Origin of the sequence: Paenibacillus sp. XY044, assembly GCF_002257645.1 — a bacterium.
Classification (GTDB): Bacteria; Bacillota; Bacilli; order Paenibacillales; family Paenibacillaceae; genus Paenibacillus_AQ.
The window spans coordinates 155,273-182,179 of the sequence record NZ_NQMO01000006.1; the positions used below are offsets into that span (position 1 = coordinate 155,273).

Genomic DNA, 26,907 nt, shown 5'->3' on the forward strand with positions numbered 1-26,907 from the left:
CCATTCTAAACGAGGGTGAATCCGCCGGGGAACAGGCAATTTACACCTTGGGCGGTCCCGGTCTATGCTGGGTCCAATCAAGGGGGTGAAAGTGAAATGAGCATGTCGGTGACCGAGCGAAAGACACGGGCAGCACGCAGAGCGGGCAGGAGCCCCGCCGTAAAGAAACTGATCCACAGCTGGCAGTTATACGTGCTGATGGCGCTGCCGCTGCTATATTTGATCATTTTCAAGTACGTACCCATGTATGGCGCCCAAATCGCTTTCAAGAACTTTATCGTGACCAAAGGAATTTGGGGGAGCGAATGGGTCGGGCTGAAGCACTTTGAGCGCTTTGTCCATTCGTACGACTTTTGGAGGATTCTGAAAAACACCTTGATCCTCAGCTTTTACAACCTGGCTGCGAGCTTTCCGTTTCCCATTCTGCTGGCACTGGGCCTCAACTATTTGCGGGGGCGGGTATTCAAGCGGGCGGTGCAGATGGTTACGTATGCCCCGCATTTCATCTCGATCGTCGTCATCGTCGGGATTATCCGGGAGCTGCTCGACCCGAGAACGGGCATCGTCAACAAGCTCCTTGGCTTTATCGGTGTCGGACCGATCAATTTTATGGGAGAAATTTCGATGTTCTCTTCCATTTATGTCTGGTCGGATGTCTGGCAGCATGCGGGCTTTAACTGCATCATTTTTATTGCGGCGCTTGCCGCGATCGATCCGGCCCTGCATGAAGCGGCTGTGGTCGATGGGGCCAGCAAGCTGCGCCGGATGTGGCATATCGATCTGCCCGGCATTATGCCCATGGCGGTCATCCTTTTGATCCTGAGCACGGGACATGTGCTCGACGTCGGTTTCGAGAAGGTGCTCCTTCTTCAGAACCCCATTAACCTGAAGGCATCCGAGATTATCGACACGTATGTGTACAAGGTCGGTCTGACCTCGCAGGTGGCGAATTACTCGTACTCGACCGCCATCGGTTTGTTCAAGTCGGTCATTAACCTGGTGCTGCTGATTGTGGTCAACAAGATTGCGCAGCAGTCGAAGCAGGCAAGTCTGTGGTAAGGAGGGAAGCCCATGAACGGCACTTTGCGCAATGACTCCCGGGGGGACAAGGTGTTCTCGCTCGTGAACGGCGCCATCGTCACCCTGTTTTTTATCAGCGTGCTCTATCCGATCGTGTACATCGTCAGCGCGTCTTTTAGCGACTCCAATGCCGTCGTGTCCGGCAAAGTATGGCTGTGGCCGGTGCGTCCGACGCTGGAAGGTTATGCCGCCGTGTTCGACTACAAGATGGTATGGACCGGATTTAAAAACTCCGTCGTCTACACCGTGACGGGCACCGCCCTCAACGTCTTCCTGACGGTGCTGGCCGCTTATCCGATGTCCCGCAAAGACCTGTACGGCAAAAACGTATTCATGATTCTGTTCATGTTTACGACGATGTTTACAGGGGGACTTATTCCCAGCTATTTGTTGGTACGGGAGCTCGGTATGCTCGACACGATCTGGTCCATGATCATTCCGGGTGCGTTGACCGTATGGAATGTCATCATTGCCCGGACGTATTTTCAAATGTCCATCCCCGATGAGCTGCTGGAGGCGGCGCGGCTGGACGGATGCAACGATTTCCAGTTTCTGTGGAAAGTGGTCATCCGGTTGTCCGGACCCATCCTGGCCGTGATCACGCTGTATTACGCGTCGGCTAACTGGAACCAGTATTTTAACGCGATGATTTATTTGAAGTCCCAGGACCACTACCCGCTGCAGCTTGTGCTTCGCGATATCCTGATCCAGAACGATGTCGACACGGCGATGCTGGCGGCCGATCCGCAGGATGCGGCCCGCAGGGAAGCGCTCAAAATTTTGCTGAAATACGCTTTGATTGTAATTTCCATCTTTCCGCTTCTGGTAGTGTATCCCTTCGTCCAGAAATTTCTGGTGAAGGGCGTCATGATCGGTTCATTAAAGGGATAAGGAGATGATCGTTGTGAAAAGAAAAATGTTGTCTTTACTTCTTGTAACCGCTGTCATGATCGGGCTGCTGAGCGCATGCGGCAGCGGGGATTCGGGGGGCGCGCCGGCGGCGGACCCGGCGGCAGGGGAAGCGGTGAATGATGCGGGCGTGTTCCCGATCGTGAACGATAAAATGACGCTCAAGGTCATGATCGGCGCCAATCCGGCCGTCGAAGATTTCAACACGAACGAATTCACCAAATACTTCGAAGAGAAAACGAATATTCATGTGGAGTGGGAAATCGCAACCGCCGAGAAGCTCAATCTGGCGCTGGCGAGCGGCGACCTGCCGGACGTGATCATGACCATGAACGTCACGCCGGAGCAGCAGGCGTTATACGGAGAGCAGGGGGTGATTCTACCCCTGAACGATTACATTGAAAAGTACGGCGTCAATACGAAGAAAATGTTTCAGGAAAGCCCGCTGGTCAAACCGACGATTACTTCGGCCGACGGGAATATCTACGCCCTGCCGGCTCCGAACGAGTGCTACCATTGCTCCATGCGCCAGAAACTGTGGATCTATGAACCTTGGCTGAAGGCGCTCAATCTGGAGATGCCGACCACGATCGATGAATTTTACGAGGTGCTGAAGGCATTCAAGACCCAGGACCCGAATAAAAACGGGAAGGCCGACGAAATCCCGTTCTCGGGAGCGCCGCAAACAACACAAAATTCAACCTTGACGACGAGCGTGGAAAACTTCCTGATGAACTCTTTCACGTACGCGCCGTATACGCGGATGTACGTCAATGATGAAGGCAAAGTAGATATTCCTTTCGTCAAGGACGGTTGGAAGGAAGGACTGGCCTTCCTGCACAAGCTGTACGACGAAGGCTTGATGGATCCGCAATCGCTGACCCGGGATCCCGCTCAGCTCGTTCAGCTGGGGGAAAATCCGGACGTGCCGATTCTGGGCGCCGCATCCGGCCCCAATATGAGCGTGCTCACCCAATTAAGCGGGGCGAGCGGCCGATGGAAGGATTATGTTGCCGTGCCTCCGCTGAAAGGCCCGGAGGGGCTTCAAGTGACGCAGTACGATCCTTACCAGGTGGCCCCGGGGCAGTTCGTGATCACGAACAAAGCGAAAAATCCGGCGGCGGCTTTCCGCTTCGCGGACGCCCTGTACGACCGGGAAATAACGCTGCGCTCTACGATCGGGGAGCCGGATAAGGACTGGAGATGGGCCAAAGAAGGCGAAATCGGCCTAAACGGCAAGCAGGCGGTTTATAAAGACATGTCCCAATTCGGGGTGACGCAGAACAAACACTGGGCGCAGACAGGCATCGCCTACCGTCCGAATTCGCTGCGCCTCGGCGCTGTAGAGGACAAGGATAACCCGCTGGAATCGATCCTGTACAACGAGACGAAGACCAAATACGAGCCTTATCGCGTCAAGGTCGAGACAGTGCTGCCGCCGCTCAATTTTACAGTGGACCAATCGCAGGAGCTGGCCGACCTATCCAAGACGATCTTCGATTACACGAACGAAATGATGGCGCGGTTCATTATCGGCGATGCCGACCTTAACGCCCAGTGGAACGAGTACCTTTCGACGCTGAAGAGCATGGGGCTGGACCGATATCTGGAGATCTACCAGGAAGCCTACGATGAGCGCAAATCCGTGACATCCGACACCCAATCGTAAGGAGGAAACTTCGATCATGACCGCTATTCAATCACAAGCCTTTACCGTTCCGGACAAATGGAAGTGGTTTACCGAGAGCCGTTACGGGATGTTTATCCATTGGGGGCCTTACGCGCAGTATGGGCGCGGGGAACAGGTCCTGTTCCGTGAGCATTTGGACCACAAGGAGTATGCAGAGCAAGCCTGCGCCTGGAATCCGAAGCATTACGATCCTGAACTGTGGGCCTATACGGCAAAAAAGGCCGGTTTTAAATATGCCTGCTTTACGACCCGGCATCACGACGGCTACTGCATGTGGGACAGCGCTTATACGGACTACTCCAGCGCCAAGCAGGCTCCGCAAAGGGATTTTGTCCGTGAATATACCGAGGCCTTCCGCAAGGAGGGGCTGCGGGTCGGATTGTACTATTCGTGGATCGATTGGCGGCTGCCGGCGTATTTCGACGGCCCGGCCAAGGATCCGGAGGGATGGGAGAAGGTTCGTGCCTATCTTCACGCTCAAGTCAAAGAGCTGCTGACGAACTACGGAAAGATCGACCACTTTTTCTTCGACGGGGTATGGCCCCGGAATGCGGACGATCTGCAGAGCGTGAAGCTGGTGGAGGAGATGCGCGCGCTGCAGCCGGATATTCTCATCAACAACCGGCTCGGTTATTCCGCCGCCCATGACGGGTATCGGGCCGACGGGGGCGTGGGTGCCGGCGATTCGGATACGCTCGGCGATTTCGGGACCCCGGAGCATGTGATCCATGCCGAGCAGAAGCGGCTGTGGGAATCGTGCCAGGTGACGACGTGGCGGCTCTGGAGCCATGTGATCGGCGAGCGGTGGCGTCCGGCGGACGTGCTGCTCGACATGCTGTGCGAAAGCGCCGAGAAAGGCGGCGGCCACGGGGGCAACCTGCTGCTTAACGTCGGCCCGACGGCAGACGGACAGCTCCCGCCCGAATTCGTGGAACGGGCGCTGGAGATCGGGCGCTGGCTGGAAGTGCACGGCGAGGCGGTCTACGGTACGGACGGAGGCTCCGTCACCGAGTTTATTACCCGCGGACGGCAGACGACCCGCGGCAATAACTTGTATTTGATCATCCGGTTCTGGGACGGCCGTTCGGACCTGCGGCTGGCCGACTTGACCACCCGGGTGAAGGGCGTTACGCTCCTGACCACGGGGCAGGAGCTCGCGTTCGAACAGAACGGCGATGAGCTGTGGATTCACGGGCTGCCGCGGGAGGCGCCGACGCGGCTCTTCCCGGTGATCCGCGTGGAATGCGAAGGCAAGCCCGAGGCTGGCCAGTGGGGCAGGGAGCGGCTGTGGGAAGGCGATCCTGCCCGGGTGGCCGACTGGGCGCGCTTGCGGGGCACTTCGGTATTCGCCGATGGGGCCGAGCGTTAACCAGTCCATGCATTGCGCTAATGCATCTGAACCCGGCTTAGGATTCTCTGGAATGGATTGAAATGAAAATACGGTGAACTATAGAGCCATCCCTTTTTAGGCAGTCGTGTACTTTTCCTTGGAGCCTTTCTTCCGAGGCGAGGCAGCATGTGCGGAGCCTTGGAGGGACGGCTCTTTTGTTGTGGAATGAACACTGCAGATCTTTTATATTCCTTTACATTTATATAACCGAAAGGTAATATAATAACCATGAACACTGACAAACTGTTTGAAGCGTTATCCGAACCGAACCGGCGGAGTATTCTGGATTACTTGCGGGTCCGGGACCGTTCCGTGGGAGAGCTTGTGGAGCTGTCGTCCCTAAGCCAGCCGGGGGTATCCAAGCATTTGCGGATCCTGCGGGAGGCGGGGCTTGTGACCGTCCGCAGCGATGCCCAGAAGCGGATGTACAGCCTGAACGCGAAGCCGCTCGAGCAGCTTGACGATTGGCTCGGGCCCTACCGCAGATTCTGGACCGGCAAACTGGATGATCTGGAGCATTTCCTCGATGAAGAAGAGCTCTGAGCAGGAAATACCTGCCGCAGGGGCATGGCAGAATTTGAGTTCATTTGGGTATCCTGACGGAATGACAAACTTTATGAGCAAGTGAAAGAGGAGGACCAGCCGTGAATTCCAATGAATTGGCCGTTGTTGAGCAGGACGAGCAGGGAACCCGAGTGCGGTTCGTGCGGCATTTGAAGCATCCGGTGGAGAAGGTATGGGCGGCACTGACCGAGAACGACAAGCTGAAGCAGTGGTTTTCCGAGCTTCGCGTCGAAGATTTGCGCGAAGGCGGGGTCATCTCGTTCGATATGCAGGACGGAACCTACGAAAAATTCGAGATTTTGGAACTGAAGCCCTTGTCGGTCCTGGAATACACCTGGGCGGAGGATCGTGTCCGGTTTGAGCTGTATCCGGAGCCGCAGGGCTGCCGCCTGGTTCTGATCGAGACGATCGTCCAAGTCACCGATCATACGCCTAAGGACATTGCCGGATGGGATGTCTGCCTGGACGTCATCGAGGCGCTGCTCGACGGCCGGGCGATTGCGTCCCGGAAAGATATTTGGGAAGGGAAGTACGAGATATATCGCGAGCGGTTTGCAGAGCTGCGGCAGGGTTAAGCCATAAGCTCAGCCGGCAGCCGAGATGTACAGCCAGGGAGCTCCCCGGTCCGATGGGACCGGGGGCTTTTTGGCATGGCGTTGGAACGGTCTTCAGCCGGCGTCCGACATGTGTGGCAGCAAACATAGGGGAGACCAGATCCAAGCAAACCATTGAAAGATAAGGCTAATCGCTTTCCGCGGAATCGTACGCTTCTCAGTTGGCGGAGGAAATTTGCTGCTCCCGGTAGGCCCGGGGCGAGGAGCCGATCGTTTTTTTGAACATTTTGGAGAACAGGAACGGGTCCGTGTAGCCGACCGAGCGGGACACGTCGCTCACCGATAGTTCCAGGTTGTGCAGCAGCACAGCGGCGCGCTTCATCCGGTATTCCAGCAGGAACGCCTGCAGCGACACGCCGAACTGGTCCTTGAACAGGCCGGACAGGTATGTTCGGTCCAGCCCGACGGAACGGGCGATATCCTGGATGCTGATCCTCTGGCTGTAGCTGCTCTCGATATAGCCGACGGCCTTACGGACGTAGGCTTCCTTCGAGGTGGTGGGCCGCGGCGTCTCGCCGCTGCTGCGGCAGTCCCGAATCAGCTCGCCCAGCAGCCCGTACAGGATACCCTGGCTGAGCACATCGCCGCCAGGCCCCTCCATCGCGGTGCGCAGCTGTCCGTAAAACCGCGGAAAACCGCCATCCAGTCCGGCCTCGTAGACCGGATGGGACGCATTCAAATGGGCGCGCTGCAGGATCGTCTTGGCCAGCACGCCTTGAAAGCCGATCCACGTATACGTCCACGGATCGGACTCGTCGGCCGTGTATTGCACCAGCATATCCGGCACGATCAGGAATCCCTGCCCCGCGCCGAGCCGGTAGGTGGTGCCGCCGGTGGTGAAGGTCCCCGTGCCGCTGTGAACGTAATGCAGGATGTAGGCGTCCCGCAGTCCGGGCCCCCACGAATGGCTCGGCAGGCATTCCTCCATGCCGAAGAAGTGCAGGCGAAGATCCGTTTGGCCCTGCAAGGCGGGCATATAGTAGTCGACATTGATCCGGGTCATCGGCGCTCAGGTCCCTCCCGTCCGTTACGCAAAATCTTTTTTAAGAGATCATAAAGTATAAGTTTCGGAGCTTCCGCTTCCTGATCTCGCAAGAAAAACTTCCGCTAAACGCGGTCTGTCTTCTTTGAAAGGTACGTCGATAGGCGTTTTTTTTATAATATCAGAAAGTATAAACTCCAGAGCCATGGCTTCCTGATATTGCAAGAAAAATTACCTTTAAACGCGGTCTGTCTTCTGTGAAGGTACGTCGATAGACGGTTTTTTTATAATATCAGAAAGTATAAACTCCAGAGCCATGGCTTCCTGATATTGCAAGAAAAATTACTTTTAAACGCGGTCTGTCTTCTGTGAAGGTACGTCGATAGACGTTTTTTTACATTATAACAGGTAAAACGGCTGAAAAACGAGATGAAAGCGAATTCTGAAATGGGATTATGACAGGTATTGCAGGGGTTGCTCCATGTTATTTCCAGGGCCGGGCCTATATATTTAGGTCATGCGACGGGCTTGAAGAAAGCCAACATTTACGGGAGGGATTGAATCAATATGGCCAAAATTACGTTTATCGGTGCAGGCAGTACGGTATTTGTAAAAAACGTGCTTGGAGACGTCATGTCGACCCCGGCGCTGCAGGGGTTTGAGCTGGCCCTTTTCGATATCGACATGGATCGGCTGAACGATTCGGAACGGCTCCTGAACAGCATCAAGGAGACGCTGGGCAGCACGTGCCAGATCAAGGCGTACACGGACCGTAAGGAGGCGCTGCGCGGCGCCAAGTATGTCATTAACGCGATTCAGGTAGGCGGGTACGACCCTTGTACGATCACTGATTTTGAGGTGCCGAAGAAATACGGCCTGCGCCAGACGATTGCCGACTCGCTGGGCATCGGCGGGATCTTCCGCAACCTGCGCACGATTCCGGTCATGCTGGACTTTGCGAAGGATATTCAGGAAGTATGTCCGGACGCCTGGTTCCTCAATTACACGAACCCGATGGCGGTGCTGACCAACGTCATGAACACCGTGGGCGGCGTAAAAACGGTCGGTCTGTGCCACAGCGTGCAGCACTGCGTATCCGAACTGTTCAGAACGCTCGAAATGGATCCGACCGGCGTGGAATCCAAAATTGCGGGCATCAACCATATGGCCTGGCTGCTGGAGGTCAAGAAGGACGGGGTGGACTTGTACCCTGAAATCAAGCGCCGCGCCGCCGAGAAGCAGAAGGAGAAGCATCACGACATGGTGCGCTTCGAGCTGATGCTGCGCTTCGGCTACTATGTCACGGAATCGTCCGAGCATAATGCCGAATACCATCCATATTTCATCAAACGCAATTATCCCGAACTCATTGAAAGATACAACATTCCGCTGGACGAATACCTGCGCCGCTGCGTCAACCAAATCAACGGATGGAAGGAAATGCGCGAGAAGCTGTTTGCCAGCGAAAGCATTGGGCATAGTCGTTCCAAGGAGTATGCTTCTTACATCATGGAGGCGATGGAGACAAACCAGCCGTTCAAAATCGGCGGCAACGTCATGAACACCGGCCTGATCACAAACTTGCCGAAGGAAGCCTGCGTCGAAGTGCCGTGCCTGGTGGATGCATCCGGCGTGACTCCGACGTACGTGGGCGATCTGCCTCCGCAGCTGGCCGCGCTGAACCGCACGAACATCAATACGCAGCTGCTCACCGTGGAAGCGGCCGTCACCGGCAAAAAAGAGCACATCTACCATGCGGCCATGCTAGATCCGCACACGTCCGCAGAGCTGTCCATCGACGATATCGTGGCGCTGTGCGACGATCTCATCGAGGCGCACGGAAGCTGGCTGCCTGAATTTAAATAAGGCATCGCTGTGGTGTAATAGAAGAACGGGCTTACCTTTCTCTCCGCTGTTTACGGCAGAGACGGGTAAGCCCGTTTTGTGTATTCCGGCCGGCAGTGCGGGTGGCTGACAGGCCGCCGCGTTTCCCGCCGAGGATGAGCATCAAAACAGCCATACCAACAGGATGATCACGGCTATAATGGCCAGGCCGATCAACAGATTGACCAGGTTCCAGAGAAACCCGCGGCCAGTGCCTTGATTTACCTTTTCATCGTGGCGTTTCTTGTGCACGTCGGGGTCATACTGTCCCGGAGGGTTGCGAAAATCCATAACCATTCTCCTTTCAGTTGGTGATTGATCTCGTCTCGCTCAGGATCCGGCAATCATTCGTTCAGTTGTCATTTATTATAACGTGTTCAGACCCCGGTTGGTTGGGAGACTTTCTAGTACCTGCATGATTTGGTCATATACAGGGGGTACGATTTTTATGCTCCACAAACTTTTCGCCTCCTCCCCTGCGTCTAGCTGGTGTCTGGACAAAGACACTTTGAAGAGAGAAGAGGATGAAAGATATGAACAAGAAAACTTGGCAACGGACGGCGTTTACGGTAGCAGGTTGCGCGGCGCTCCTAGGCGCGAGTACGGCCAGTTTGCCGGTTCATGCCATGTCATCGGTGCAGCCCCCGGCCATCGTTGACGCTAACGGGCCAGCGGGTGTATCCGCAGCATATGGCGTCAAAGTACAGGAAAAACTGATTCCAGTCGCTAACGAATACCTGACGACCAGTATAAAGGTGCCTCAATTAACGGGAATGCTGGATAAGCAATATCAGGATGAATTGAACGACATCATCCTGTTCCATGCAGAGAAGGATCTGGCTGAGTGGAAACAAGACGCGGCGGATGCCGCAGCCAAGGCTAAAACGGCACATCTTGAATTCCGTCCCTACGATCTTTGCGTTTCCTACCATCTGAAGTCCGACGGAACCGGCAGTCCGGCTGGGGTAATCTCGCTTGAGGTCATTACTGAGGGCAGTACGGGCGGTACGAGCATGCCCCGAATCGATACGTACAACGTGACAAACTCGGCTGCTGCAGAGCGCGTAACGCTATCCGGCCTCCTTGGAGAAGATTACAAGGCTCGGCTTGACGCAGACATTCTCGCACAAATGAAGAAAGAACCGGAGAAATACTTTCTTGAAGATTATACAGGGACGTTTGAAGAGCAAATGTTTTATGTCGAAAACGGTAAGCTGGTGATCGTATTTCCGAAATACAGCATCGCGCCGGGTTACATCGGTTCGCCGGAGTTCCGCTTTAACCTGAAGGGGCAATCTTAAACTTATAATCATGGGTCATAAAGGCATCCCGGAGGCATCCGGAGATGCCTTTTTTGCTTTATCTAAAGTGCCCATTATATGGCAACAACTTTAACCGTTTGTTTCTGCGTCTTGCCTATACATCAAAGAAAACGAGGTTAGGGTGAATTTTCAAATGAACGACAACATCAGGCTTCGCAGAAATCGGTATTCACGGAGTACGGCTGATGAAATGCCGGAAGCGGGGAAACGGTATATGCCCGGACTCGACGGGCTAAGGGCCTTTTCCGTCATGGCTGTCATTGCGTATCACCTGAATGCGAAATGGGCACAGGGAGGGCTGATCGGCGTTGGCATCTTTTTCGTCATCTCTGGCTATCTCATTACGGACCAGATCATTCAGGAGTGGAAAAGGGAGGGAAGGCTGAATCTGTTCCGTTTTTGGATGCGCAGAGCCCGCAGATTGCTGCCCGCCATGCTGGCCATGCTTGCGCTCGTTGCCCTATGGCTATCACTAATTGATCCCGGCAGACTGCAGGATCTACGAGGAGCTTTTCTATCATCGCTATTTTATGTGAATAATTGGTGGCTTATCTATCATAAAGTATCCTACTTCGAAAGTTTTGGAGCGCCTTCGCCGATCGGGCATCTCTGGTCGCTTTCCATTGAAGAGCAGTTCTATTTGATTTGGCCGCTGCTGCTGGTTTTAGGTTTGAAAATCTTTCACCGGCGCGGCAAATTGGCGCTTGTCATTTTCGGTCTGGCTGCCATCTCGGCGCTCGGCATGGCGGCGATTTATGTTCCGGGCACGGACCCCAGCCGGGTCTATTACGGCACGGATACCCGGGCTTTCGCGCTCCTGGTCGGAGCGGTTCTGGCTGTCGTCTGGCCAAGCCGGAAGCTGAAGGGCAAGTTATCGACACGGTCTCGCGGCATGCTGGATACGATCGGTGTTGCGGGGCTTACCGTCCTTCTCGTACTCATCTGCCGGACGAACGAATATGATGCCTTCCTTTATCGCGGAGGGTTTTGGATCATATCGCTGCTGTCTGCAGCCGTTATCGCCGTGCTTGCCCATCCCGCCAGCCGGGCAGGCAAAGTGATGGGATCCAAAGTTTTGCGCTGGATCGGGGTCCGGTCCTATAGTCTGTACATTTGGCATTATCCTGTCATTATCCTAACGAACCCGGGTGTCCAGACGGAAGGGTCAAGTCCGCTGCGCATCCTGCTTCAGCTGTCCGCCAGCTTCCTGCTAGCGGCATGCTCCTATCAATATATCGAAGAGCCATTACGCAGAGGAGGTTTCAGCTTGAAAAAAAATCGATTGTTTTTTGCCGGAAGAGGGACTCTTCGTCCCATCGTGCTCAGCACTGTTATTCCTGTGATCCTGGTAACGGCCGCCTGCGGTTACTACGTCTTGAACAAGGCCGCTCCGGCCGCGCAGGTCGTCGAAGCCGGAGGAACAGAGGTCCAACCTGTGCAGCATACATATGAGTCCGCTGAAAAAAAGACGGATGAAACGGCGAAAGAAAAGACAGAGATCGCGCCGATCGCGCCGAACAACCCGGCGGAAAAACCGATTCAAGCCACGGAGGAAAAAGAACAGAACGGGCGGCCGGCTGCAGCCGCAACCAAGGCCGCGGACCCACTGCCGCCTTCCGGCAAAGGCGTTACCGCCATCGGTGATTCCGTCATGCTGGACGCTGCGCCTTTCCTGGAAAAGATGCTACCCGGCATCGTCGTGGACGGCAAGGTCGGCCGGCAAATGCGTCAGGCAGGGGATGCGGTCGACCGGCTGAAAGGCCAGGGCCGGCTCGGGGACCGGGTTATCATCGAACTCGGCACCAATGGGCCTTTTAACAAAAAGCAATTAAGATCCTTGCTCCAGTCGTTGGGAGAGGACAAGCGGGTCTTGTTGGTGAATACGCGTGTGCCGCGTCAATGGCAGGATACCGTTAACAGGGATATAGCAGAAGTTGCCAATGAATTCGGCAATGCCGCGGTAGTAGACTGGTATTCGGCCAGCGAAGGCAAAGACGGCTTCTTTTACCGGGATGGCGTGCATCTGAACCGCAGCGGTGCAGAGTTTTACGCTTCCCTGCTCGTAAAGACCCTTACGGCATTCAACGAATAATTTATGGATGCTGCCGCCAAACTTTTTGCTTCCCTTCGCTCGTCTTGTTTCTGTGCAGAAATCAGGGCGAAGCTGTCCATTCAGTACCGGCAATTTAATTAGAGAAGGGTTATACGATATGCTGAACAGGAAAAAGGAAAAAGCGTTGACGCGGTGCATTAAAGAGCATCAAGCGAATGTGTACAGGCTCGCGTTCAGTTACGTAAAAAATAAGGAGGATGCGCTTGATATCGTGCAGGACTCCATTTATAAAGCGATGACTCATATCGAAGGGTTAAAGGATCCCGATGCCGTCAAAAGCTGGTTTTACCGCATCGTGGTCCACACCGCACTGGATTTTCTCCGCAGGAACAAAAAGGTTCAGGCGATGGACCATGAAATGATCGAGGTCTATGCCCCTGGCGTGGAGGATGAGTATACGAATTTCGATTTGGCAATGATGCTCGAGGCGCTGCCCGAGAAATACCGGACCGTGGTCGTGCTGCGATATTTGGAAGACATGAAAATCGATGAAGTAGCGGCGGTCCTGGGGGAAAACGTAAATACGGTCAAAACGAGGCTGTACCAGGCGCTCCGGGTCATGCGAATGAAGACAGACGTGGAACCTTCAAAGGAGATTAAATGAGATGGACAATCATATGGAACGGCTGCGGACAGCGTATCAGGATATACCGGTTCCGGAAGAGCTGGATCGGATCGTGGATCAAGCCATAAAAAAATCTTCGCACAGCAGCAGGCATAGACGCGTTAAATATACATGGGCTGCCGGAGCTTGCGCCGCGGTGATCCTTTTTCTGGCGGCCATCAATGCCAGCCCGGCGGTGGCTAATGCGTTATCGGCCATCCCCGGCGTAGACCGGATCATCAAAGTGCTGACGTTGAAGGAGTATGTCGTCGATGACCCTGGGGGCTATCATGCCAACATCAAGGTACCGGCCGTCACGAATCTGGACAACAAGCCGCTGGAACAGGGACTAAATGAAAAATATATGAAAGAAAACAAAGCGCTCTACGACAAATTTCAGGCGGAGATCGAAGCGCTGAAAAAACAAGTCGGCGGTCACCTGGGCGTAGATGTCGGCTACGAGGTCAAGACGGACAATAACGAAATCCTGTCCATCGAACGTTATGTCGACGAGAGCATGGGTTCGACGTCCGAGGAACTGAAGCTGGACACGATCGATAAAAAGAACCAGATCCTCATTTCGCTGCCGATGTTGTTCAAAGACGATCGGTACGTTCAGTTGATCAGCGAAAACATTATGGAACAAATGAAACAGCAGATGATGGCGGATGACAACAAATTCTATTGGGTATCAGGTGCTGCGGATGTGTTGCCGACCGATGAATTCCAAGCGATTCATAAGGACCAAAGTTTCTATATCAACAACGACGGTAAACTCGTCATCGTGTTCAATAAATACGAAGTGGCACCGGGATATATGGGGGCTGTCGAGTTCGTCGTTCCGACCGGGGTGATTTCGGACGATCTGGTAAGCCGCAAATACATCAAGTAATAGGAAGACCGGTAAGGGGGCGCTCTTTACCGGTCTTTTTGTTTCCCGTTCGGTTGAACTCACGAAAATCATAGGAACGGACACAAAAAGCTTACAAACACGCATCGCCAAACGTAAGATTTTTCCAGTATAGTGAATGCGTAACTTGACATCTCCTTCCGGCAACACATCCGGAAGCCAAGGCCCGGCCGCAGACCAAACCATTTCTAGCGGTGGACTCTCACTAAAAACCCCTTCACATCCCAATATCCACACCAACCTGTCCATCCATCCCATCCCAAGAAGGGCGCTCGACCGATCGAACGCCGTTTTTGTCCACCCTGTTAAGGAGGTGAGCTCCAGAAATTACCGGTTCCCAAAACAAATGAAAGCGGTTTATTTTTAGGGGCGGGGCAATCTCTCGCCGTAAATACGCCCAAGTCCAAGTATCCCATTCAGGAGGATGATTATGACGGCTCATTATTTTCAGGCTTTACGGAAAACGGCGGCTCTGTATGCGCTGATCTTCGTGCTTCTCATTTCGCAGTTTTTTTATGCCCCAGCCTGGAGTTATGCGGAACCCGCGGGGGCAGCGCCTGCCTCCGGCAGCCAGCAGCCGGACGGCCATGATGCAGCTCTGGATCCGGCCGGCGAAAAGGGCGCGATTGATGCTCCGGGCGAGGCGGAAGGTTCCACGGCCGCAGCCGATCCGGCAGATGGAGCTGCGGATACGCCAGCCGGAGGCTCTGCCGGCGGACTGAAGTCCCCAGAGCCTGCAGCCGCGGCAAAAGACGCGGCTGCGGCCGCCGAGCCGGGTAATTTGGCGGCGGGCAAGAGCATGAGCGCGAGCACTTATACCCAGACCTACGCGGCGGCGAATGCGGGCGACTCCAATCAGGCTACATACTGGGAAAGCAATAACAGCGCTTTTCCGCAGTGGCTGCAGGTTGACCTCGGCGGCTCTTACAATGTCAACCAAGTGGTCTTGAAGCTTCCGGTCAGCGGCTGGGAGAAGAGAAACCAGACGCTTTCGGTACAGGGCAGCACGGACGGTGCAAACTTTACGAATTTGGCCGCCTCGCAGAGCTACACCTTCGATCCGGCTGGCAACAACACGGTAACGGTCAGCTTTACCGCGGCTTCTGCGAGATACGTCAGGCTGGTCTTTACGGCTAACACGGGCTGGCCGGCAGGGCAGATTTCCGAGTTTGAGGTGTACGGCTCCGCTGCCGGTGGCGACACGCAGGCCCCGTCCGCCCCGGGAGATCTGGCTTTTACTGAGCCGGCCTCCGGGCAGATCAAGCTGACGTGGACCGCTTCCACGGACAATGTGGGCGTGACCGGATACGACATTTACACGAATAACGCCTTGCGTGCGAGCGTTGCCGGCAGCGTTCTGACGCACACCGACAACCAGCCGGCATCGGCAACCGTCGCCTACTACGTCAAAGCCAAGGATGCGGCGGGCAACGTATCCGCCTCCAGCAATACCGTGACCCGAACCGGCACGGGCGGGGGCACGGGCACGAATCTGGCGCTGAACAAGCCGATAACTTCTTCCTCGAATGAATACATCTACGTGCCGGCCAATGCCAATGACGGCAGCCTGACTACCTATTGGGAAGGGGCCGCCAATGCGTACCCGAATACGCTGACGCTTAGCCTTGGCGCGAATGCGAATATTTCGTCCATCGTGCTCAAGCTGAATCCGGACAGCGCTTGGGGACCGCGCAACCAAACGATCCAAGTGCTGGGCCATGACCAGAATTCGACCAGCTTCACGAATTTGGTCTCCTCTGCGCAGTACAGCTTCAGTCCGGCGGCCGGCAATACCGTGACGATTCCGGTGACGGCAACCGTTAGCGACATCCAGCTGAAATTTACCGCCAACTCGGGTTCGACCGGTGGACAGTTGGCGGAGCTGCAGGTCATCGGAACGCCCGCTCCGAATCCGGACCTGACCATCACGGGCATGTCCTGGATGCCGGCATCCCCGGTGGAGACCGATGCGATGACGCTGACGTCCACGGTCAAAAACGTGGGGACGTCTTCCTCCAGAGCAACGACGGTGAACTTTTATCTGGGCACGGCCAAAGTCGGTACCGCTCCGGTAGGCGCTTTGGCGGCAGGGGCCTCCACGAACGTAACCTTGTCCATCGGCGCTAAAGACGCCGGGAGCTACCAACTGACCTCCAAGGTGGATGAAGAGAAGTCGGTCATCGAGCAAAACGAAGACAATAACGCCTTCACCAACCCGTCGCCGCTGGTCATTGCGCCGGTCTCGAGCTCGGATCTGGTTGCGTCCTCGGTCACCTGGACGCCGGGCAACCCTTCGGCCGGCAACACGGTGAACTTTACGGTGACGGTCAAAAATCAAGGAACGGCCGCCTCGGCAGGAGGCGCCCATAACATCAAGCTGACGTTAACCGATGCGACGACCGGCTCGGTGATCAAGACCCTGACCGGCTCGGTCAGCGGCGCCATCGCCAGCGGGGCTTCGGCCGCGCCCGTCAGCATGGGCAGCTGGACGGCGGCGAACGGCAAGTATGACGTCAAGACGGAAATCGCTGTTGACGGCAACGAACTGCCGGTGAAGCAGGGCAACAACGTCACGACACAGTCCTTCTTCGTCGGCCGCGGCGCGAACATGCCGTACGACATGTATGAGGCCGAAGACGGCGTCATTGGAGGCGGCGCGGCGATCGTCAGTCCGAACCGGAACATCGGCGATCTCGCCGGCGAGGCTTCAGGCCGCAAAGCGGTGAAGTTAAACAGCACGGGCAGTTACGTTGAGTTCACGACCAAAGCCAATACGAACACGCTGGTAACCCGGTTCTCCATCCCGGATGCTCCCGGGGGCGGCGGTATCGATTCGACGCTGAACGTGTACGTCAACGGCACCTTCGCCAAAACGATCAATCTGACGTCCCGCTACGCCTGGCTGTACGGCGACGAAGCGAGCCCAAGCAATAGCCCGGGAGCCGGTGCACCAAGGCACATTTATGACGAGGCCAACATCATGTTCGACAGCACCATCCCGAAAGGCAGCACGATTCGGCTTCAGAAGGATGCGGCCAATACGACGAACTACGCGATCGATTTCATCAGCCTGGAGCAGGTCGCGCCGATTCCGAATCCGGATCCGGCGAAATATGCGGTGCCGGCCGGCTTCACGCACCAGGACGTGCAGAACGCGCTGGATAAAGTGCGGATGGATACGACAGGCAATCTGGTCGGGGTATACCTGCCGCCGGGAACGTATCAGACCTCGAACAAATTCCAGGTCTACGGTAAGCCCGTTAAAATCGTCGGTGCCGGCCCATGGTACACCCGCTTCGTGGCCCCGGCGAACCAATCCAACACGGATGTCGGATTTACGGCCAACTCCACGGCCAACGGCTCCACGTTCGCTAACTTTGCCTATTTCGGCAACTATACTTCCCGAATCGACGGTCCGGGCAAGGTTTTCGACTTTTCGAACGTGGCTAATATGACGATCGACAACATCTGGACGGAGCATCAGGTGTGCATGTACTGGGGAGCTAACACCGATTACATGACGATTACCAATTCGCGCATCCGCAACACGTTTGCCGACGGCATCAACATGACCAACGGCAGCACGAACAATCTGGTGCGCAACGTCGAGGCGCGGGCCACCGGCGACGACAGCTTCGCGCTGTTCTCGGCGATCGATGCGGGCGGGGCGGACGAAAAGGACAACGTCTACGAAAACCTGACGTCGCTCTTGACCTGGCGCGCCGCCGGCCTCGCTGTATATGGCGGATACGGCAACACCTTCCGCAATATTTACATTGCCGATACGCTGTGCTATTCGGGGGTGACGATCAGTTCACTGGACTTCGGTTATCCGATGAACGGCTTCGGCGCTTCGCCGACGACGAATTTTGAGAATATATCGATCGTCCGGGCCGGCGGCCACTTCTGGGGCCAGCAGACCTTCCCGGCGATGTGGCTGTTCTCGGCATCGAAAGTGTTCCAGGGCATTCGGGTGAGCGACTTGGATATTGTGGATCCGACCTACCACGGCATCATGTTCCAGACTAATTATGTGAACGGACAACCGCAAAATCCGGTCAAGGACACCATTTTTACGAACGTCACGATTTCCGGGGCACAGAAGAGCGGTGACGCATTTGATGCCAAGTCCGGCTTCGGCATCTGGGCCAACGAAATGCCTGAGCCTAACCAGGGACCTGCGGTCGGTTCAGTGACCTTCAACAACCTGAAAATCGTGAACACCGCCACGCCGATCAAAAATAATACGTCGACCTTCACCATCAACGTGAATCCTTGATATCGGCCGTTATATAAGTTGAAGAATTGAAAAAAGGACGTACCGCTCTTGTCCCGTTCAATCGGGAGAGGCGGTACGTCTTTTGCTGCTTTTGTTTTATAGGCTTTGGAGGCTAGGCTCCCTTATATACCTCAAGCCGAAGATGAGCTGCTGCCGGCTTTGATGGCGGCGCCCATGATCACCGAATCCTTGGGCAGGAGCAGCGCGAACAGGCCGAGCAGCGGGAGAAAGGCGCATACCTGCGTCATCAGCTCCACGCCGTGCGAATCCATCAGCCGGCCCATGATGACCGAGCCCAGGCCGCCCATGCCGAACGCCAGCCCGAAGAACAGCCCGGCGACGGTTCCCACGTGTCCCGGCAGCATCTCCTGCGCGTAGACGATAATGACCGAGAAGCCTGACATCAGGATCAATCCGATGGCGGCGCAGAGGATCACCGATCCGACTGGCCCGGCATAAGGCAGCAGAAGGGAGAACGGTGACGTACCGAGGATGGAAAACCAGATGATTTTTTGACGGCCGAACCGGTCAGCCAGCGGACCGCCCAGGAACGTGCCGGCCATGCCGGCAAACTGCAGGGCGAAGATGCTCAGCTGCGCGCTGGTTAGCGGAAGATGGTATCGATCCATGTAATAGAAGGCGTAATAACCGGTCATGCTGGCGAGATACACAAATTTGGAAAACAGCATGAGGATCAGGATGCCGAGCACATACGCAATAAAACCCTTGCTGAACCGGCTAGGCTCCTGGTGTTGGATACGGCTTGCGGTCCTGGCGGGACGGGTCTGCCGGCTGTACCACCGGCTGATGCCAATCTGCAGCGCGATGCCGAGTCCGGCCAGCACGATAAACCACAGGAAGCCGAGCTGCCCCTGCGGGATGATGATGAACGCAGCCATCAGCGGAGCAAACGCCTGGCCGGTGTTTCCCCCGACCTGGAACACGGACTGCGCCAGTCCCTTACGACGGTTCATGGCCAGGTGGGCGACCCGGGAAGATTCGGGATGGAGCACAGAGGAACCGACCCCGATCAGGGCCGCCGACAGCAGCAGGTACCAAAACGATGGTGCCAGCGCTAAACCCGCCATGCCGAGCAGGGTGAAAAACATGCCGAGCGGAAGGAGCAGCGGCAGCGGTCGGCGGTCAGTATAGTACCCAATGGCTGGCTGCAGAATGGAAGCCGTAATATTGAGCGTGAACGCGACCCAGCCGATTTCGGTATAGCTCAGGTGCATCTGCTGCTGAAAGAGCGGAAACACCGCGGGAACGACCGACTGCATCGCATCGTTCAGCAGGTGGGCGCAGCTGACGCCGAGCAGGACGGCCGTCGCCGTATTTTTTGCCGTATCTGCGGTCATTTCTGATGATGACATTTCTCCACATCCTCTTTTTTTCTACCCATCATAGCGGATCGGACACCCCGCTGTCGCAGCGAAAATTGCCTTTTGGACAGAGCACTATATGCTATACTGAAGCGGGGTGAGGGTACATGAGAATGCAGATCATACTGCCGCAGCTGGAAGTTCACCGCTTCTCCAGCTCGTTCGAAAATACGCCGCATACGCACGACGATCAATATCAGATCACGATCCCGCTTCAGGGGACCTGCCATTTTACGCATGAGCATAAATATTTGGCGCTCCCTCCCGGAGAAGGGATCGTGCTGCAGCCTCGGGACCGGCATTCCTTCCACATCGGCGACGGGACGGGCGTAGTAGTGATCCGGATCCGGCCGGAGAGCTTGTACCCTGGTGACTTGGCAGTCCATAAGGAGCCCCGGTACAGAAAGCAGTTTGACGTGAACCGGGTATCGCGGGTGTTTCAGCACTGGGCCGCCGGCATGATGGCGCATGACACGGTCGATCCGCTCGTAGAGGAGGAGCTGGAAACCCGAATGATCTTCGACCTGCGGGAGCTGATTGGGGAGGGGATCGTTCCGACAGGCCCCAAGCTGGCCCATGTCGCCGCCGATCGGCATCTGAAACAGGTGCTCGAATATGTGCATGTGCATTTTACGGAACAGCTGAGCGTCAGCAGCCTCGCAGGGATGGCGATGCAGAGCCGGTACCATTTTATCCGGTCGTTCAAGTCCCTGACGGGCGTGACCCCTTATCAGTATGTGCTGCAGCTCCGGGTGAGGGAAGCGATGGAGCAGCTCAAGAAGTCTGCGGACACCGTCACCGATATCAGCTTTAACCTTGGGTTCTCGAGCACCAGCCAATTTTTTCGGGCTTTTGCCAAAATGAACGGCATGACGCCGGAGCAGTACCGGAAGACGTAAAGGATGCCTCTTGATCTGAATAGGCTGTATTTATATATGTGGAAGCCAACCGAATGTCCGGAATGGATACGGGGGGACTGGTCCGGATCTCAAATGGATCATCTGAGTTTATTTAAAGGAGGAAGCCTCATGACTATTGATCTTATTGGTGCAATCCGGTTTACAAACAGCCTTTTAGGCAGCCGGGCAAAAGATATTGCCCCGGTGGGTGCAGGTGACTGGTCAGCTGCCTACGGGTTCACGCTTGACGGTCAGGATATGGTGATCCGGTTTGGCGAGCATGTGGAGGACTTTAAAAAGGATCAAGTCATGGGGACATTCGCCACGCCGATCATGCCTGTTCCCGAGGTTACCCGGATCGGGGAGACGCCGGAAGGCTTCTATGCTGTATCGAGGCGGGTCCGGGGAGTACATCTGGATGAACTCGAGGCTGGGGAGATGCAGCTGCTCCTTCCGGGGCTGCTTGATGCGTTGTCCGAACTTCAGCGGTTGGATACAGCGAGTATAAGCGAAAGTAATGGATGGCGTCTTGGAGGTCATCGTGCAGGCTGGGGGGAGGAGCTGCTGTCTGTGGCCGGACCGAGGGACCGGCTTCCCGGCTGGCGGGAGCGTCTGGATTCCTTTCCTGCGGAGTCAAAAATATTTGATAGGGGCGTCTCGACTTTGCGGCGGCTTGCTCCCCGCCTTCCGGAGTACAGAGGCATCGCCCACTGTGATCTTCTGAACCGGAATGTATTGGTGGACCGCGGCGGGCTGACCGGCATCATCGATTGGGGGAACGCCATTTACGGCGATCCCTTGTATGACATTGCCTGGCTTCTCTACTGGTGGTCTTGGTATCCGCAGTGGCAGGAGATCGATCTGCAGACGATTTTGGACCGTCATTGGGAGCGGCAAGGAGGTCTTCCCCCTCAGATGGAGGAGCGTCTCCGCTGCTGCCTGCTCCACATCGGCCTTGACCATATCGCATATTGCGCTTTTAGGCAGCGCACGGAGGATATGCAGCGTAACGCCGTACAGCTGCAGGAATACTTATAAAATTAAATTTACAAATATATGGGAAACAGATAGACTGAAAGTATAATAATTAAAGCGCTTTAATTACATATAGGGGGTGAAACTGCATCTATATTCGTGATCTACTGCCCGTGTAAGTTCCGGGTGGTGACAGCTGAGACTCGTATTCGGGGCAATACCTGTTTTCTAATCATCGAAATCCAAAGGAGCGAACAAATTGATGAGAAGAAATAAGAGATTTGCGTTGAGCGGCAAGGCCGTACTGATCTGTTGTCTCGCCTTTCTGATGATTCCCGCCGGGTTTGTGCTGGCGGCGCCGAACAAGCCTTTTCCTCAGCATACCACTTACACCAGCGGCTCGATCAAGCCGATTCATGTAACCCAGACCACGATGGACGATGCAGTCAAATCCAAATGGGACAGCTGGAAATCAGCTTACCTGAAGCCGGCCGGGACCGGCAAATATTATGTAAAGTATGATGCAAGCGGTGCTACGGTGTCCGAAGCGCATGGCTACGGCATGCTGCTGACCGTGCTGATGGCCGGGTACGACGGCAATGCGCAGACCTATTTTAACGGACTGTATAAGTATTACACCGAGCATCCCAGCGACAACAATCCGTACTTGATGGCCTGGAAACAGAACAGCAGCTTCCAGGATGTTGAAGGGGCCGACTCCGCTACTGACGGCGATATGGACATCGCTTATTCGCTCCTGTTGGCCGACAAGCAGTGGGGCAGCAGCGGCACGGTGAACTATTTGCAGGCAGCCAAAAATATCATTAACGCCATCATGCAAAATGACGTGAATCAGGCGCAGTGGACCCTCCGGCTTGGCGACTGGGCCACCGACGGTTCCTATGCTACGGCGACCCGTCCATCGGACTTCATGCTAAACCATCTGAAGGCATTCCAGCAGGCTACCGGCGATACCCGGTGGACGAATGTCATCGATAAAACCTACTCCATCATCAATTCGATTTATACGAATTACAGTGCATCGACGGGATTGCTGCCCGACTTTGTCGTCTACTCGGGCGGAGCCTATAAGCCGGCACCGGCCGACTTCCTGGAGGATTCGACCGACGGCTCCTACGCCTATAACTCCTGCCGTACGCCTTGGCGGATTACGACCGATTACCTGATGACCGGCGACAACCGGGCCCTGAATCAGCTGAACCAGATGAACGGCTGGATCAAGGGCAAGGTGAACAGCAACCCGGGCATTGTCAAGGACGGATACAAGCTGAATGGAAGCGTGATCGGCTCGTATAACAGCGGCGCCTTTTTCGCCCCGTTCGGCGTCAGCGCCATGACTTCCTCGTCCAACCAAACCTGGCTGAACTCCGTGTGGACGTATACGGCCGGAAGCTCGAGCGAAGGATATTATGAAGACAGCATCAAGCTGTTCTCCCTCATGGTGATGTCCGGCAACTGGTGGGCGTATTGATTTAGGCACAAGCCAGGATATGAAAAACAACATGAATACCCCCGGCTCAGTTTGAGGCCGGGGGTGTTTGCTTTTCGTTATGATCAGATGGTGGATCAGACCTTCACCGTCATGTTTTTGTTATCGGCGCGCTCATCGGACTCCGATGAATCCGTCGGTTCGCCCTGCCACAGCAGCTGCATTTCCGTGCAGAATTCCAGCAGTTCGGCCAGGCCGCCTTCCGCTTCGATGCGGCCGTCCTTCATCACGATAATATGGTCAGCCTGCGCCAGTGCTGCCCGGCGGTGGGACACGGCGATGCAGGTGACGTCGCGTTCCTGAAAGAGACGACCCCACAGCTTCTTCTCCGTTTCGACGTCGAGCGCGCTCGACAGATCGTCGAAGATAAACAGGTCCGACTCGGTCATCATCATACGTGCTGTGGCTGCGCGCTGGATCTGGCCACCGGACAGCATGACGCCTCTTGGGCCGACGAAGGTATCAAGACCCTTCTCCAGGTCTTCGATATCCTTCTCCATGACGGCCAGACGGATCGCCCGGGCGAGCGCATCCGCCTCGGGCGGGCAGCCCTGGACGATGTTCTCCTGCAGGGTATCGCTGAACAGCCGCGGAACCTGCGGCGTATAAGCGGACCGCGGCGGAACCAGAAACGCCGCCGGATCGATGTTGCGGCCGTTCCAGCGCACACCGCCGCCCGATTTGGGCAGCAAGCCGAGCAGCGTGCGGACGAGGGTCGATTTGCCGGAACCGATCCGGCCGGTGATCACGACGAATTGGCCTCTGTTCACCGCAAAGCTCACGTCGGCAATTCCGTTCTCCGAGCCCGGGTACGTGTAAGAAAGGTTCTTGACTTCCAGCGTTTGCAGCTGGTCATCGGAGCTGGGCTCGACCACCGGCAGCTCGGGCGGCTCGCCGTAAAGGTAAGTTTCGCTGAAATCCATAATCCGCTCCTGCTCCCCAGGCCGGAAGAGAATGCTCATGCGGTCCAGGGACACCTTGAGCCGTTTATGTTGAAAAACCATATATCCGAACAGGGAAATACTGAACGCGATATTGGTCAAGTATGAGGTAAACAGGGCGAAATCGCCGACGGTAAACTGCCCGGCCTTCATCGCCGAGGCGCACATCAGCAGGATAATGCCGGTACAAATGCTGAGCACATGCTGATTGAGCGAGCGCATCCACTGCTTGAACAGGTTATCCTTCAGCGCTGCCTGCCGCCGCGATTCATTCAGCTCCACAAAGCGCCGATGGACATGCTCTTCGGCCTGCCCCAGCTTCAGCGCCTGCACCGCGCCGAAAGACTCAGCGATGAAGCTGGTAATGCGCCCGGTGGCTTCGCGGTTCTGCTGGCCGTAGCGTCTCGCCCGGTTGCCGGACAGATTGTTCAGCAGCGTCACCGCAACCAGCGGCAGAATTGCGACCAGGGTGATCTGCCAGTTGATGCGGGCCATGATGACCAGGGAGATGATGGCAAACGCAAACCGTCCCCAGAAGTCGACCCAGGACTCCACGTATTCGACCACTTCATCCACGTCTTCGCGGAACCGGCTCACGGCTTCGCCCGGTGAAGCGGGGAGGTTGCGACCGGGCCAGCGCATGATGCCCTTCAGCATATTCGTGCGGAGAATCGCCTGGATATCGTAAATATAGGTGACCCATTTAAAAAAGGCCCAGAAAAAGACGCCGGTCCGGGATATGCGGACAAGAGCGATAAAAATGAGCGGGGCGACGAGCCACAAATAGTTATGCGACTGACCGGTCGCCCTGTCGAAGAACCACTGCATGCCAAGGCCCAGCAGCAGCGGCATGGAATGGAACAGGCCCCACAAGAGGCCGTTCACAATAAACAGCGAGATGTTATACGTAAACAGGCGCTGGATAAACCGGGTTACGGTCATGCCAAGTCCTCCTCTCGTCCGGTAATAAGCAGCTGGGCGTAGCGTGAGGAAGGGTCTTTCGCCAATGCCTCCCGTTCCCCGAATTCAAGAATTCGGCCGTCGCCCAGCACCATGATATGGTCGACCTGCTCCAGTGTGGAGAGCCGATGCGCGATCACAATGCCTGTACAGTTCTGCATGAGCTGATCCACCGCAGACTGCAGCATCGCTTCCGTGGCGGCATCCAGCCGGGACGACGGCTCATCCAGGATTACCAGGCTGGGCTGGGTCAGGAAGACCCGTGTCAGTGCGAAGAGCTGTGCTTCCCCGGCGGACAGCGAGGCGCCGCCGGCCTTCAGATGCGTATCCAGACCTTCGGGCTGCGAATCGATCCACTGCTTGAGTCCGAGCCTTTCGGTCGTGCCCAGAATATAGCCGTCCGATATGCTGCCGTCAAACAGCGTCAGATTGTCCCGGAGCGTGCCGTCAAACAGCTGCACGTCCTGCGTGACCATGCCGACCCGGCGGTACAGCGCCTCGAGCTTCATGTCGCGGATGTCTACGCCTCCCACCCGGACGGTACCGCTATTGATATTGTACAGGCGCAGCAGGACCCGGCTGAGGCTCGACTTGCCGCTTCCGGTACGCCCGATGATGCCCAGGCGCTCGCCGGGCCGGACGGTGAACGTAATATCGTGGAGCACCGGCTTATCCGGGTTATAGCTGAAATGGACGTGGTCGAATTCCAGGCCGAGCGCTCCGTCAGGCAGCGCGGTTTGCGTTCCTTCCATGATTTCGGTGCGGCTCGCCAGCAGCTCCTGGGAGCGCAGCATGCCGGATTTGGCCTTTTGGAATTCCTGAACCTGATCCCCGAGCTGCTCGATCGGATCGTTCAGCATTTGGGTGTACTGATAGATCAGGAACAGCGTGCCGAGCGAAATTTGCTTGGTCAGAAAATAATGAACGCCGAGCATCAGCACCGCCGTAACGGCGATGGCGAACAGCACGACCGTCGTATTCCAGGGAATGACGCGCAGCATCCAGGCTTTGCGACCCTTGAGAAACACGTTCCGCATGGAGCGGTAGAACCGGTTCATCACGTACGGTACGTTGCCGTTCGCCTGAACGTCCTCAATGCCGGCGATCCGTTCCTCGATCAGGCCGAACAGCGCCGCGCTGGCGCCGCGCTCATCCTTGGAGGAGGTGACGCCCAGATCGCGGATGAACACCATGGCTCCAATAGATGCCAAAGTGAACAGGGTCATGACCGAGGCAATCGGCCAATTAATAGTAAACATATAGCCGAGAATGCCGGCAAGAAGCACGAAGCTGCCGATGACTTTGATGATAAACATGGCGAAAAAGTTCGACATGTTGGTGACGTCCCCGTCAATCCTTTCGATCATTTCGCCCGGCGTTTTCAAATTGTGGAACCGCATATCGAGCCGAAGGCAGTGCTTCAGCAGGTCGCCGCGCAGCTGGTTGGTGGCGCGCCAAGACACGTCGTTGCCGAGATAGCTGATCGCCACGGTCAGGACCTGGTTCAGCACGGCAAAGACCAGGTAAATCCCCGCCAGCACGAGCAGGCTGGAGACGATGCCGTTCTCGGCGGCCGTGTCGATAAATCGCTGCACGATTTGCGGATTGACCAGCTGGGCCCCGGTCGAGGCGAGCAGCAGCACGAGCAGCAGGAGCAGCCGTCCCCGGACCGGCTTCAAATACTTCAGCAGCCAGGACATCGACGGCTTTGCGGATTGTTGCATGGTAAAACCCCCCAATTCCAAACGAAACCTTATGTATGTTGACTTGCTTTCACCCGGCTTCCATAATTGACCGGACGCAAATAATATCCATCATACAATAATTTGGAAGTGTTTCAAGATAAAGTTTGACTAAATCCAAACTTTATCGGCGTTTTGTCTCAGGGTGGCTGCAAGG

General features: G+C 55.9%; 20 protein-coding genes. 15 read left to right on the forward strand and 5 right to left on the reverse strand.

Going from position 1 to position 26,907, the window contains the following annotated elements:
- The first annotated feature begins 102 nt into the window (after nucleotides 1–102).
- The 6 genes from CJP46_RS23185 (at nucleotide 103) to CJP46_RS23210 (ending at nucleotide 6,208) form a co-directional block, all read left to right on the forward strand.
- A complete protein-coding gene (locus CJP46_RS23185) occupies nucleotides 103–1,059 on the forward strand; it encodes an ABC transporter permease (RefSeq protein WP_094598246.1) in 957 nt (318 codons plus the stop codon).
- Nucleotides 1,060–1,071: 12 nt separating this feature from the next.
- Entirely contained in the window at nucleotides 1,072–1,971 is a 900-nt protein-coding gene (locus CJP46_RS23190) for a carbohydrate ABC transporter permease (protein WP_094597999.1), read from the forward strand.
- A 4-nt stretch (nucleotides 1,972–1,975) separates the two neighbouring features.
- On the forward strand, nucleotides 1,976–3,658 hold the full coding sequence (locus CJP46_RS23195; RefSeq protein ID WP_094598000.1) for an ABC transporter substrate-binding protein: 1,683 nt from the start codon (nucleotides 1,976–1,978) through the stop codon (nucleotides 3,656–3,658).
- 16 nt (nucleotides 3,659–3,674) lie between these two features.
- Nucleotides 3,675–5,048, forward strand: a complete 1,374-nt coding sequence (locus CJP46_RS23200) for an alpha-L-fucosidase (protein WP_094598001.1) — start codon at nucleotides 3,675–3,677, stop codon at nucleotides 5,046–5,048.
- A gap of 249 nt (nucleotides 5,049–5,297) precedes the next feature.
- Entirely contained in the window at nucleotides 5,298–5,612 is a 315-nt protein-coding gene (locus CJP46_RS23205; protein WP_094598002.1) for an ArsR/SmtB family transcription factor, read from the forward strand.
- A 101-nt stretch (nucleotides 5,613–5,713) separates the two neighbouring features.
- On the forward strand, nucleotides 5,714–6,208 hold the full coding sequence (locus CJP46_RS23210) for an SRPBCC family protein (RefSeq protein WP_256992484.1): 495 nt from the start codon (nucleotides 5,714–5,716) through the stop codon (nucleotides 6,206–6,208).
- Between the two features lie 196 nt (nucleotides 6,209–6,404).
- On the opposite strand, the gene CJP46_RS23215 is transcribed toward CJP46_RS23210, so the two are convergent.
- A complete protein-coding gene (locus CJP46_RS23215; RefSeq protein ID WP_094598003.1) occupies nucleotides 6,405–7,250 on the reverse strand; it encodes an AraC family transcriptional regulator in 846 nt (281 codons plus the stop codon).
- 546 nt (nucleotides 7,251–7,796) lie between these two features.
- Between CJP46_RS23215 and melA the strand changes: the two genes are divergently transcribed.
- On the forward strand, nucleotides 7,797–9,095 hold the full coding sequence (gene melA, locus CJP46_RS23220; RefSeq protein WP_094598004.1) for an alpha-glucosidase/alpha-galactosidase: 1,299 nt from the start codon (nucleotides 7,797–7,799) through the stop codon (nucleotides 9,093–9,095).
- Nucleotides 9,096–9,236: 141 nt separating this feature from the next.
- On the opposite strand, the gene CJP46_RS36640 is transcribed toward melA, so the two are convergent.
- The gene (locus tag CJP46_RS36640) at nucleotides 9,237–9,404 is read right to left on the reverse strand and encodes a hypothetical protein (protein ID WP_179281286.1); all 168 of its coding nucleotides are present in this window, start codon (nucleotides 9,402–9,404) and stop codon (nucleotides 9,237–9,239) included.
- A gap of 242 nt (nucleotides 9,405–9,646) precedes the next feature.
- Between CJP46_RS36640 and CJP46_RS23225 the strand changes: the two genes are divergently transcribed.
- The 5 genes from CJP46_RS23225 (at nucleotide 9,647) to CJP46_RS23245 (ending at nucleotide 18,341) form a co-directional block, all read left to right on the forward strand.
- On the forward strand, nucleotides 9,647–10,414 hold the full coding sequence (locus CJP46_RS23225) for a DUF3298 and DUF4163 domain-containing protein (protein ID WP_179281287.1): 768 nt from the start codon (nucleotides 9,647–9,649) through the stop codon (nucleotides 10,412–10,414).
- Nucleotides 10,415–10,568: 154 nt separating this feature from the next.
- Nucleotides 10,569–12,527, forward strand: coding sequence for an acyltransferase family protein (locus CJP46_RS23230; protein WP_306431074.1), 1,959 nt, complete (start codon nucleotides 10,569–10,571; stop codon nucleotides 12,525–12,527).
- A gap of 118 nt (nucleotides 12,528–12,645) precedes the next feature.
- Entirely contained in the window at nucleotides 12,646–13,152 is a 507-nt protein-coding gene (locus CJP46_RS23235) for an RNA polymerase sigma factor SigV (RefSeq protein ID WP_094598006.1), read from the forward strand.
- 1 nt (nucleotide 13,153) lies between these two features.
- Nucleotides 13,154–14,044 (forward strand): anti-sigma-V factor RsiV, encoded by an 891-nt coding sequence (rsiV, locus tag CJP46_RS23240; protein WP_094598007.1) that lies wholly within the window; start codon nucleotides 13,154–13,156, stop codon nucleotides 14,042–14,044.
- A 448-nt stretch (nucleotides 14,045–14,492) separates the two neighbouring features.
- The gene (locus tag CJP46_RS23245; protein ID WP_256992485.1) at nucleotides 14,493–18,341 is read left to right on the forward strand and encodes a discoidin domain-containing protein; all 3,849 of its coding nucleotides are present in this window, start codon (nucleotides 14,493–14,495) and stop codon (nucleotides 18,339–18,341) included.
- Between the two features lie 131 nt (nucleotides 18,342–18,472).
- On the opposite strand, the gene CJP46_RS23250 is transcribed toward CJP46_RS23245, so the two are convergent.
- Entirely contained in the window at nucleotides 18,473–19,714 is a 1,242-nt protein-coding gene (locus tag CJP46_RS23250; protein WP_256992486.1) for an MFS transporter, read from the reverse strand.
- A 116-nt stretch (nucleotides 19,715–19,830) separates the two neighbouring features.
- On the opposite strand from CJP46_RS23250, the gene CJP46_RS23255 reads away from it, so the two are divergent.
- From CJP46_RS23255 to CJP46_RS23265, 3 genes are all read left to right on the forward strand, one after another.
- Nucleotides 19,831–20,622, forward strand: coding sequence for an AraC family transcriptional regulator (locus CJP46_RS23255; protein ID WP_094598008.1), 792 nt, complete (start codon nucleotides 19,831–19,833; stop codon nucleotides 20,620–20,622).
- Between the two features lie 129 nt (nucleotides 20,623–20,751).
- Nucleotides 20,752–21,660 carry a phosphotransferase family protein gene (locus tag CJP46_RS23260; RefSeq protein ID WP_179281288.1) on the forward strand — a complete coding sequence of 303 codons (909 nt, stop codon included), beginning with the start codon at nucleotides 20,752–20,754 and terminating at the stop codon, nucleotides 21,658–21,660.
- A gap of 199 nt (nucleotides 21,661–21,859) precedes the next feature.
- Nucleotides 21,860–23,089 carry a family 8 glycosyl hydrolase gene (locus CJP46_RS23265; protein WP_094598010.1) on the forward strand — a complete coding sequence of 410 codons (1,230 nt, stop codon included), beginning with the start codon at nucleotides 21,860–21,862 and terminating at the stop codon, nucleotides 23,087–23,089.
- A gap of 95 nt (nucleotides 23,090–23,184) precedes the next feature.
- Here the strand turns inward: CJP46_RS23265 and CJP46_RS23270 are convergent, their stop codons facing one another.
- Together CJP46_RS23270 and CJP46_RS23275 are read right to left on the reverse strand one after the other, a co-directional pair.
- The gene (locus CJP46_RS23270; RefSeq protein ID WP_094598011.1) at nucleotides 23,185–24,990 is read right to left on the reverse strand and encodes an ABC transporter ATP-binding protein; all 1,806 of its coding nucleotides are present in this window, start codon (nucleotides 24,988–24,990) and stop codon (nucleotides 23,185–23,187) included.
- Nucleotides 24,987–26,732, reverse strand: a complete 1,746-nt coding sequence (locus tag CJP46_RS23275; RefSeq protein ID WP_094598012.1) for an ABC transporter ATP-binding protein — start codon at nucleotides 26,730–26,732, stop codon at nucleotides 24,987–24,989. The genes CJP46_RS23270 and CJP46_RS23275 overlap by 4 nt, the downstream gene beginning before the upstream one ends.
- Nucleotides 26,733–26,907 lie beyond the last annotated feature (175 nt).

Bases quoted from the DNA above. Each gene is read 5' to 3' on its own strand.
- CJP46_RS23270 (WP_094598011.1), bottom strand. From the start codon at position 24,990: ATGACCGTAACCCGGTTTATCCAGCGCCTGTTTACGTATAACATCTCG.
- CJP46_RS23235 (WP_094598006.1), top strand. From the start codon at position 12,646: ATGCTGAACAGGAAAAAGGAAAAAGCGTTGACGCGGTGCATTAAAGAG.
- CJP46_RS23195 (WP_094598000.1), top strand. From the start codon at position 1,976: ATGATCGTTGTGAAAAGAAAAATGTTGTCTTTACTTCTTGTAACCGCT.
- CJP46_RS23250 (WP_256992486.1), bottom strand. From the start codon at position 19,714: ATGTCATCATCAGAAATGACCGCAGATACGGCAAAAAATACGGCGACG.
- rsiV (WP_094598007.1), top strand. From the start codon at position 13,154: ATGGACAATCATATGGAACGGCTGCGGACAGCGTATCAGGATATACCG.
- CJP46_RS23255 (WP_094598008.1), top strand. From the start codon at position 19,831: ATGAGAATGCAGATCATACTGCCGCAGCTGGAAGTTCACCGCTTCTCC.
- CJP46_RS23245 (WP_256992485.1), top strand. From the start codon at position 14,493: ATGACGGCTCATTATTTTCAGGCTTTACGGAAAACGGCGGCTCTGTAT.
- CJP46_RS23230 (WP_306431074.1), top strand. From the start codon at position 10,569: ATGAACGACAACATCAGGCTTCGCAGAAATCGGTATTCACGGAGTACG.
- CJP46_RS23190 (WP_094597999.1), top strand. From the start codon at position 1,072: ATGAACGGCACTTTGCGCAATGACTCCCGGGGGGACAAGGTGTTCTCG.
- CJP46_RS23225 (WP_179281287.1), top strand. From the start codon at position 9,647: ATGAACAAGAAAACTTGGCAACGGACGGCGTTTACGGTAGCAGGTTGC.
- CJP46_RS23200 (WP_094598001.1), top strand. From the start codon at position 3,675: ATGACCGCTATTCAATCACAAGCCTTTACCGTTCCGGACAAATGGAAG.
- CJP46_RS23215 (WP_094598003.1), bottom strand. From the start codon at position 7,250: ATGACCCGGATCAATGTCGACTACTATATGCCCGCCTTGCAGGGCCAA.
- CJP46_RS23260 (WP_179281288.1), top strand. From the start codon at position 20,752: ATGACTATTGATCTTATTGGTGCAATCCGGTTTACAAACAGCCTTTTA.
- melA (WP_094598004.1), top strand. From the start codon at position 7,797: ATGGCCAAAATTACGTTTATCGGTGCAGGCAGTACGGTATTTGTAAAA.
- CJP46_RS23275 (WP_094598012.1), bottom strand. From the start codon at position 26,732: ATGCAACAATCCGCAAAGCCGTCGATGTCCTGGCTGCTGAAGTATTTG.
- CJP46_RS36640 (WP_179281286.1), bottom strand. From the start codon at position 9,404: ATGGATTTTCGCAACCCTCCGGGACAGTATGACCCCGACGTGCACAAG.
- CJP46_RS23265 (WP_094598010.1), top strand. From the start codon at position 21,860: ATGAGAAGAAATAAGAGATTTGCGTTGAGCGGCAAGGCCGTACTGATC.
- CJP46_RS23205 (WP_094598002.1), top strand. From the start codon at position 5,298: ATGAACACTGACAAACTGTTTGAAGCGTTATCCGAACCGAACCGGCGG.
- CJP46_RS23185 (WP_094598246.1), top strand. From the start codon at position 103: ATGTCGGTGACCGAGCGAAAGACACGGGCAGCACGCAGAGCGGGCAGG.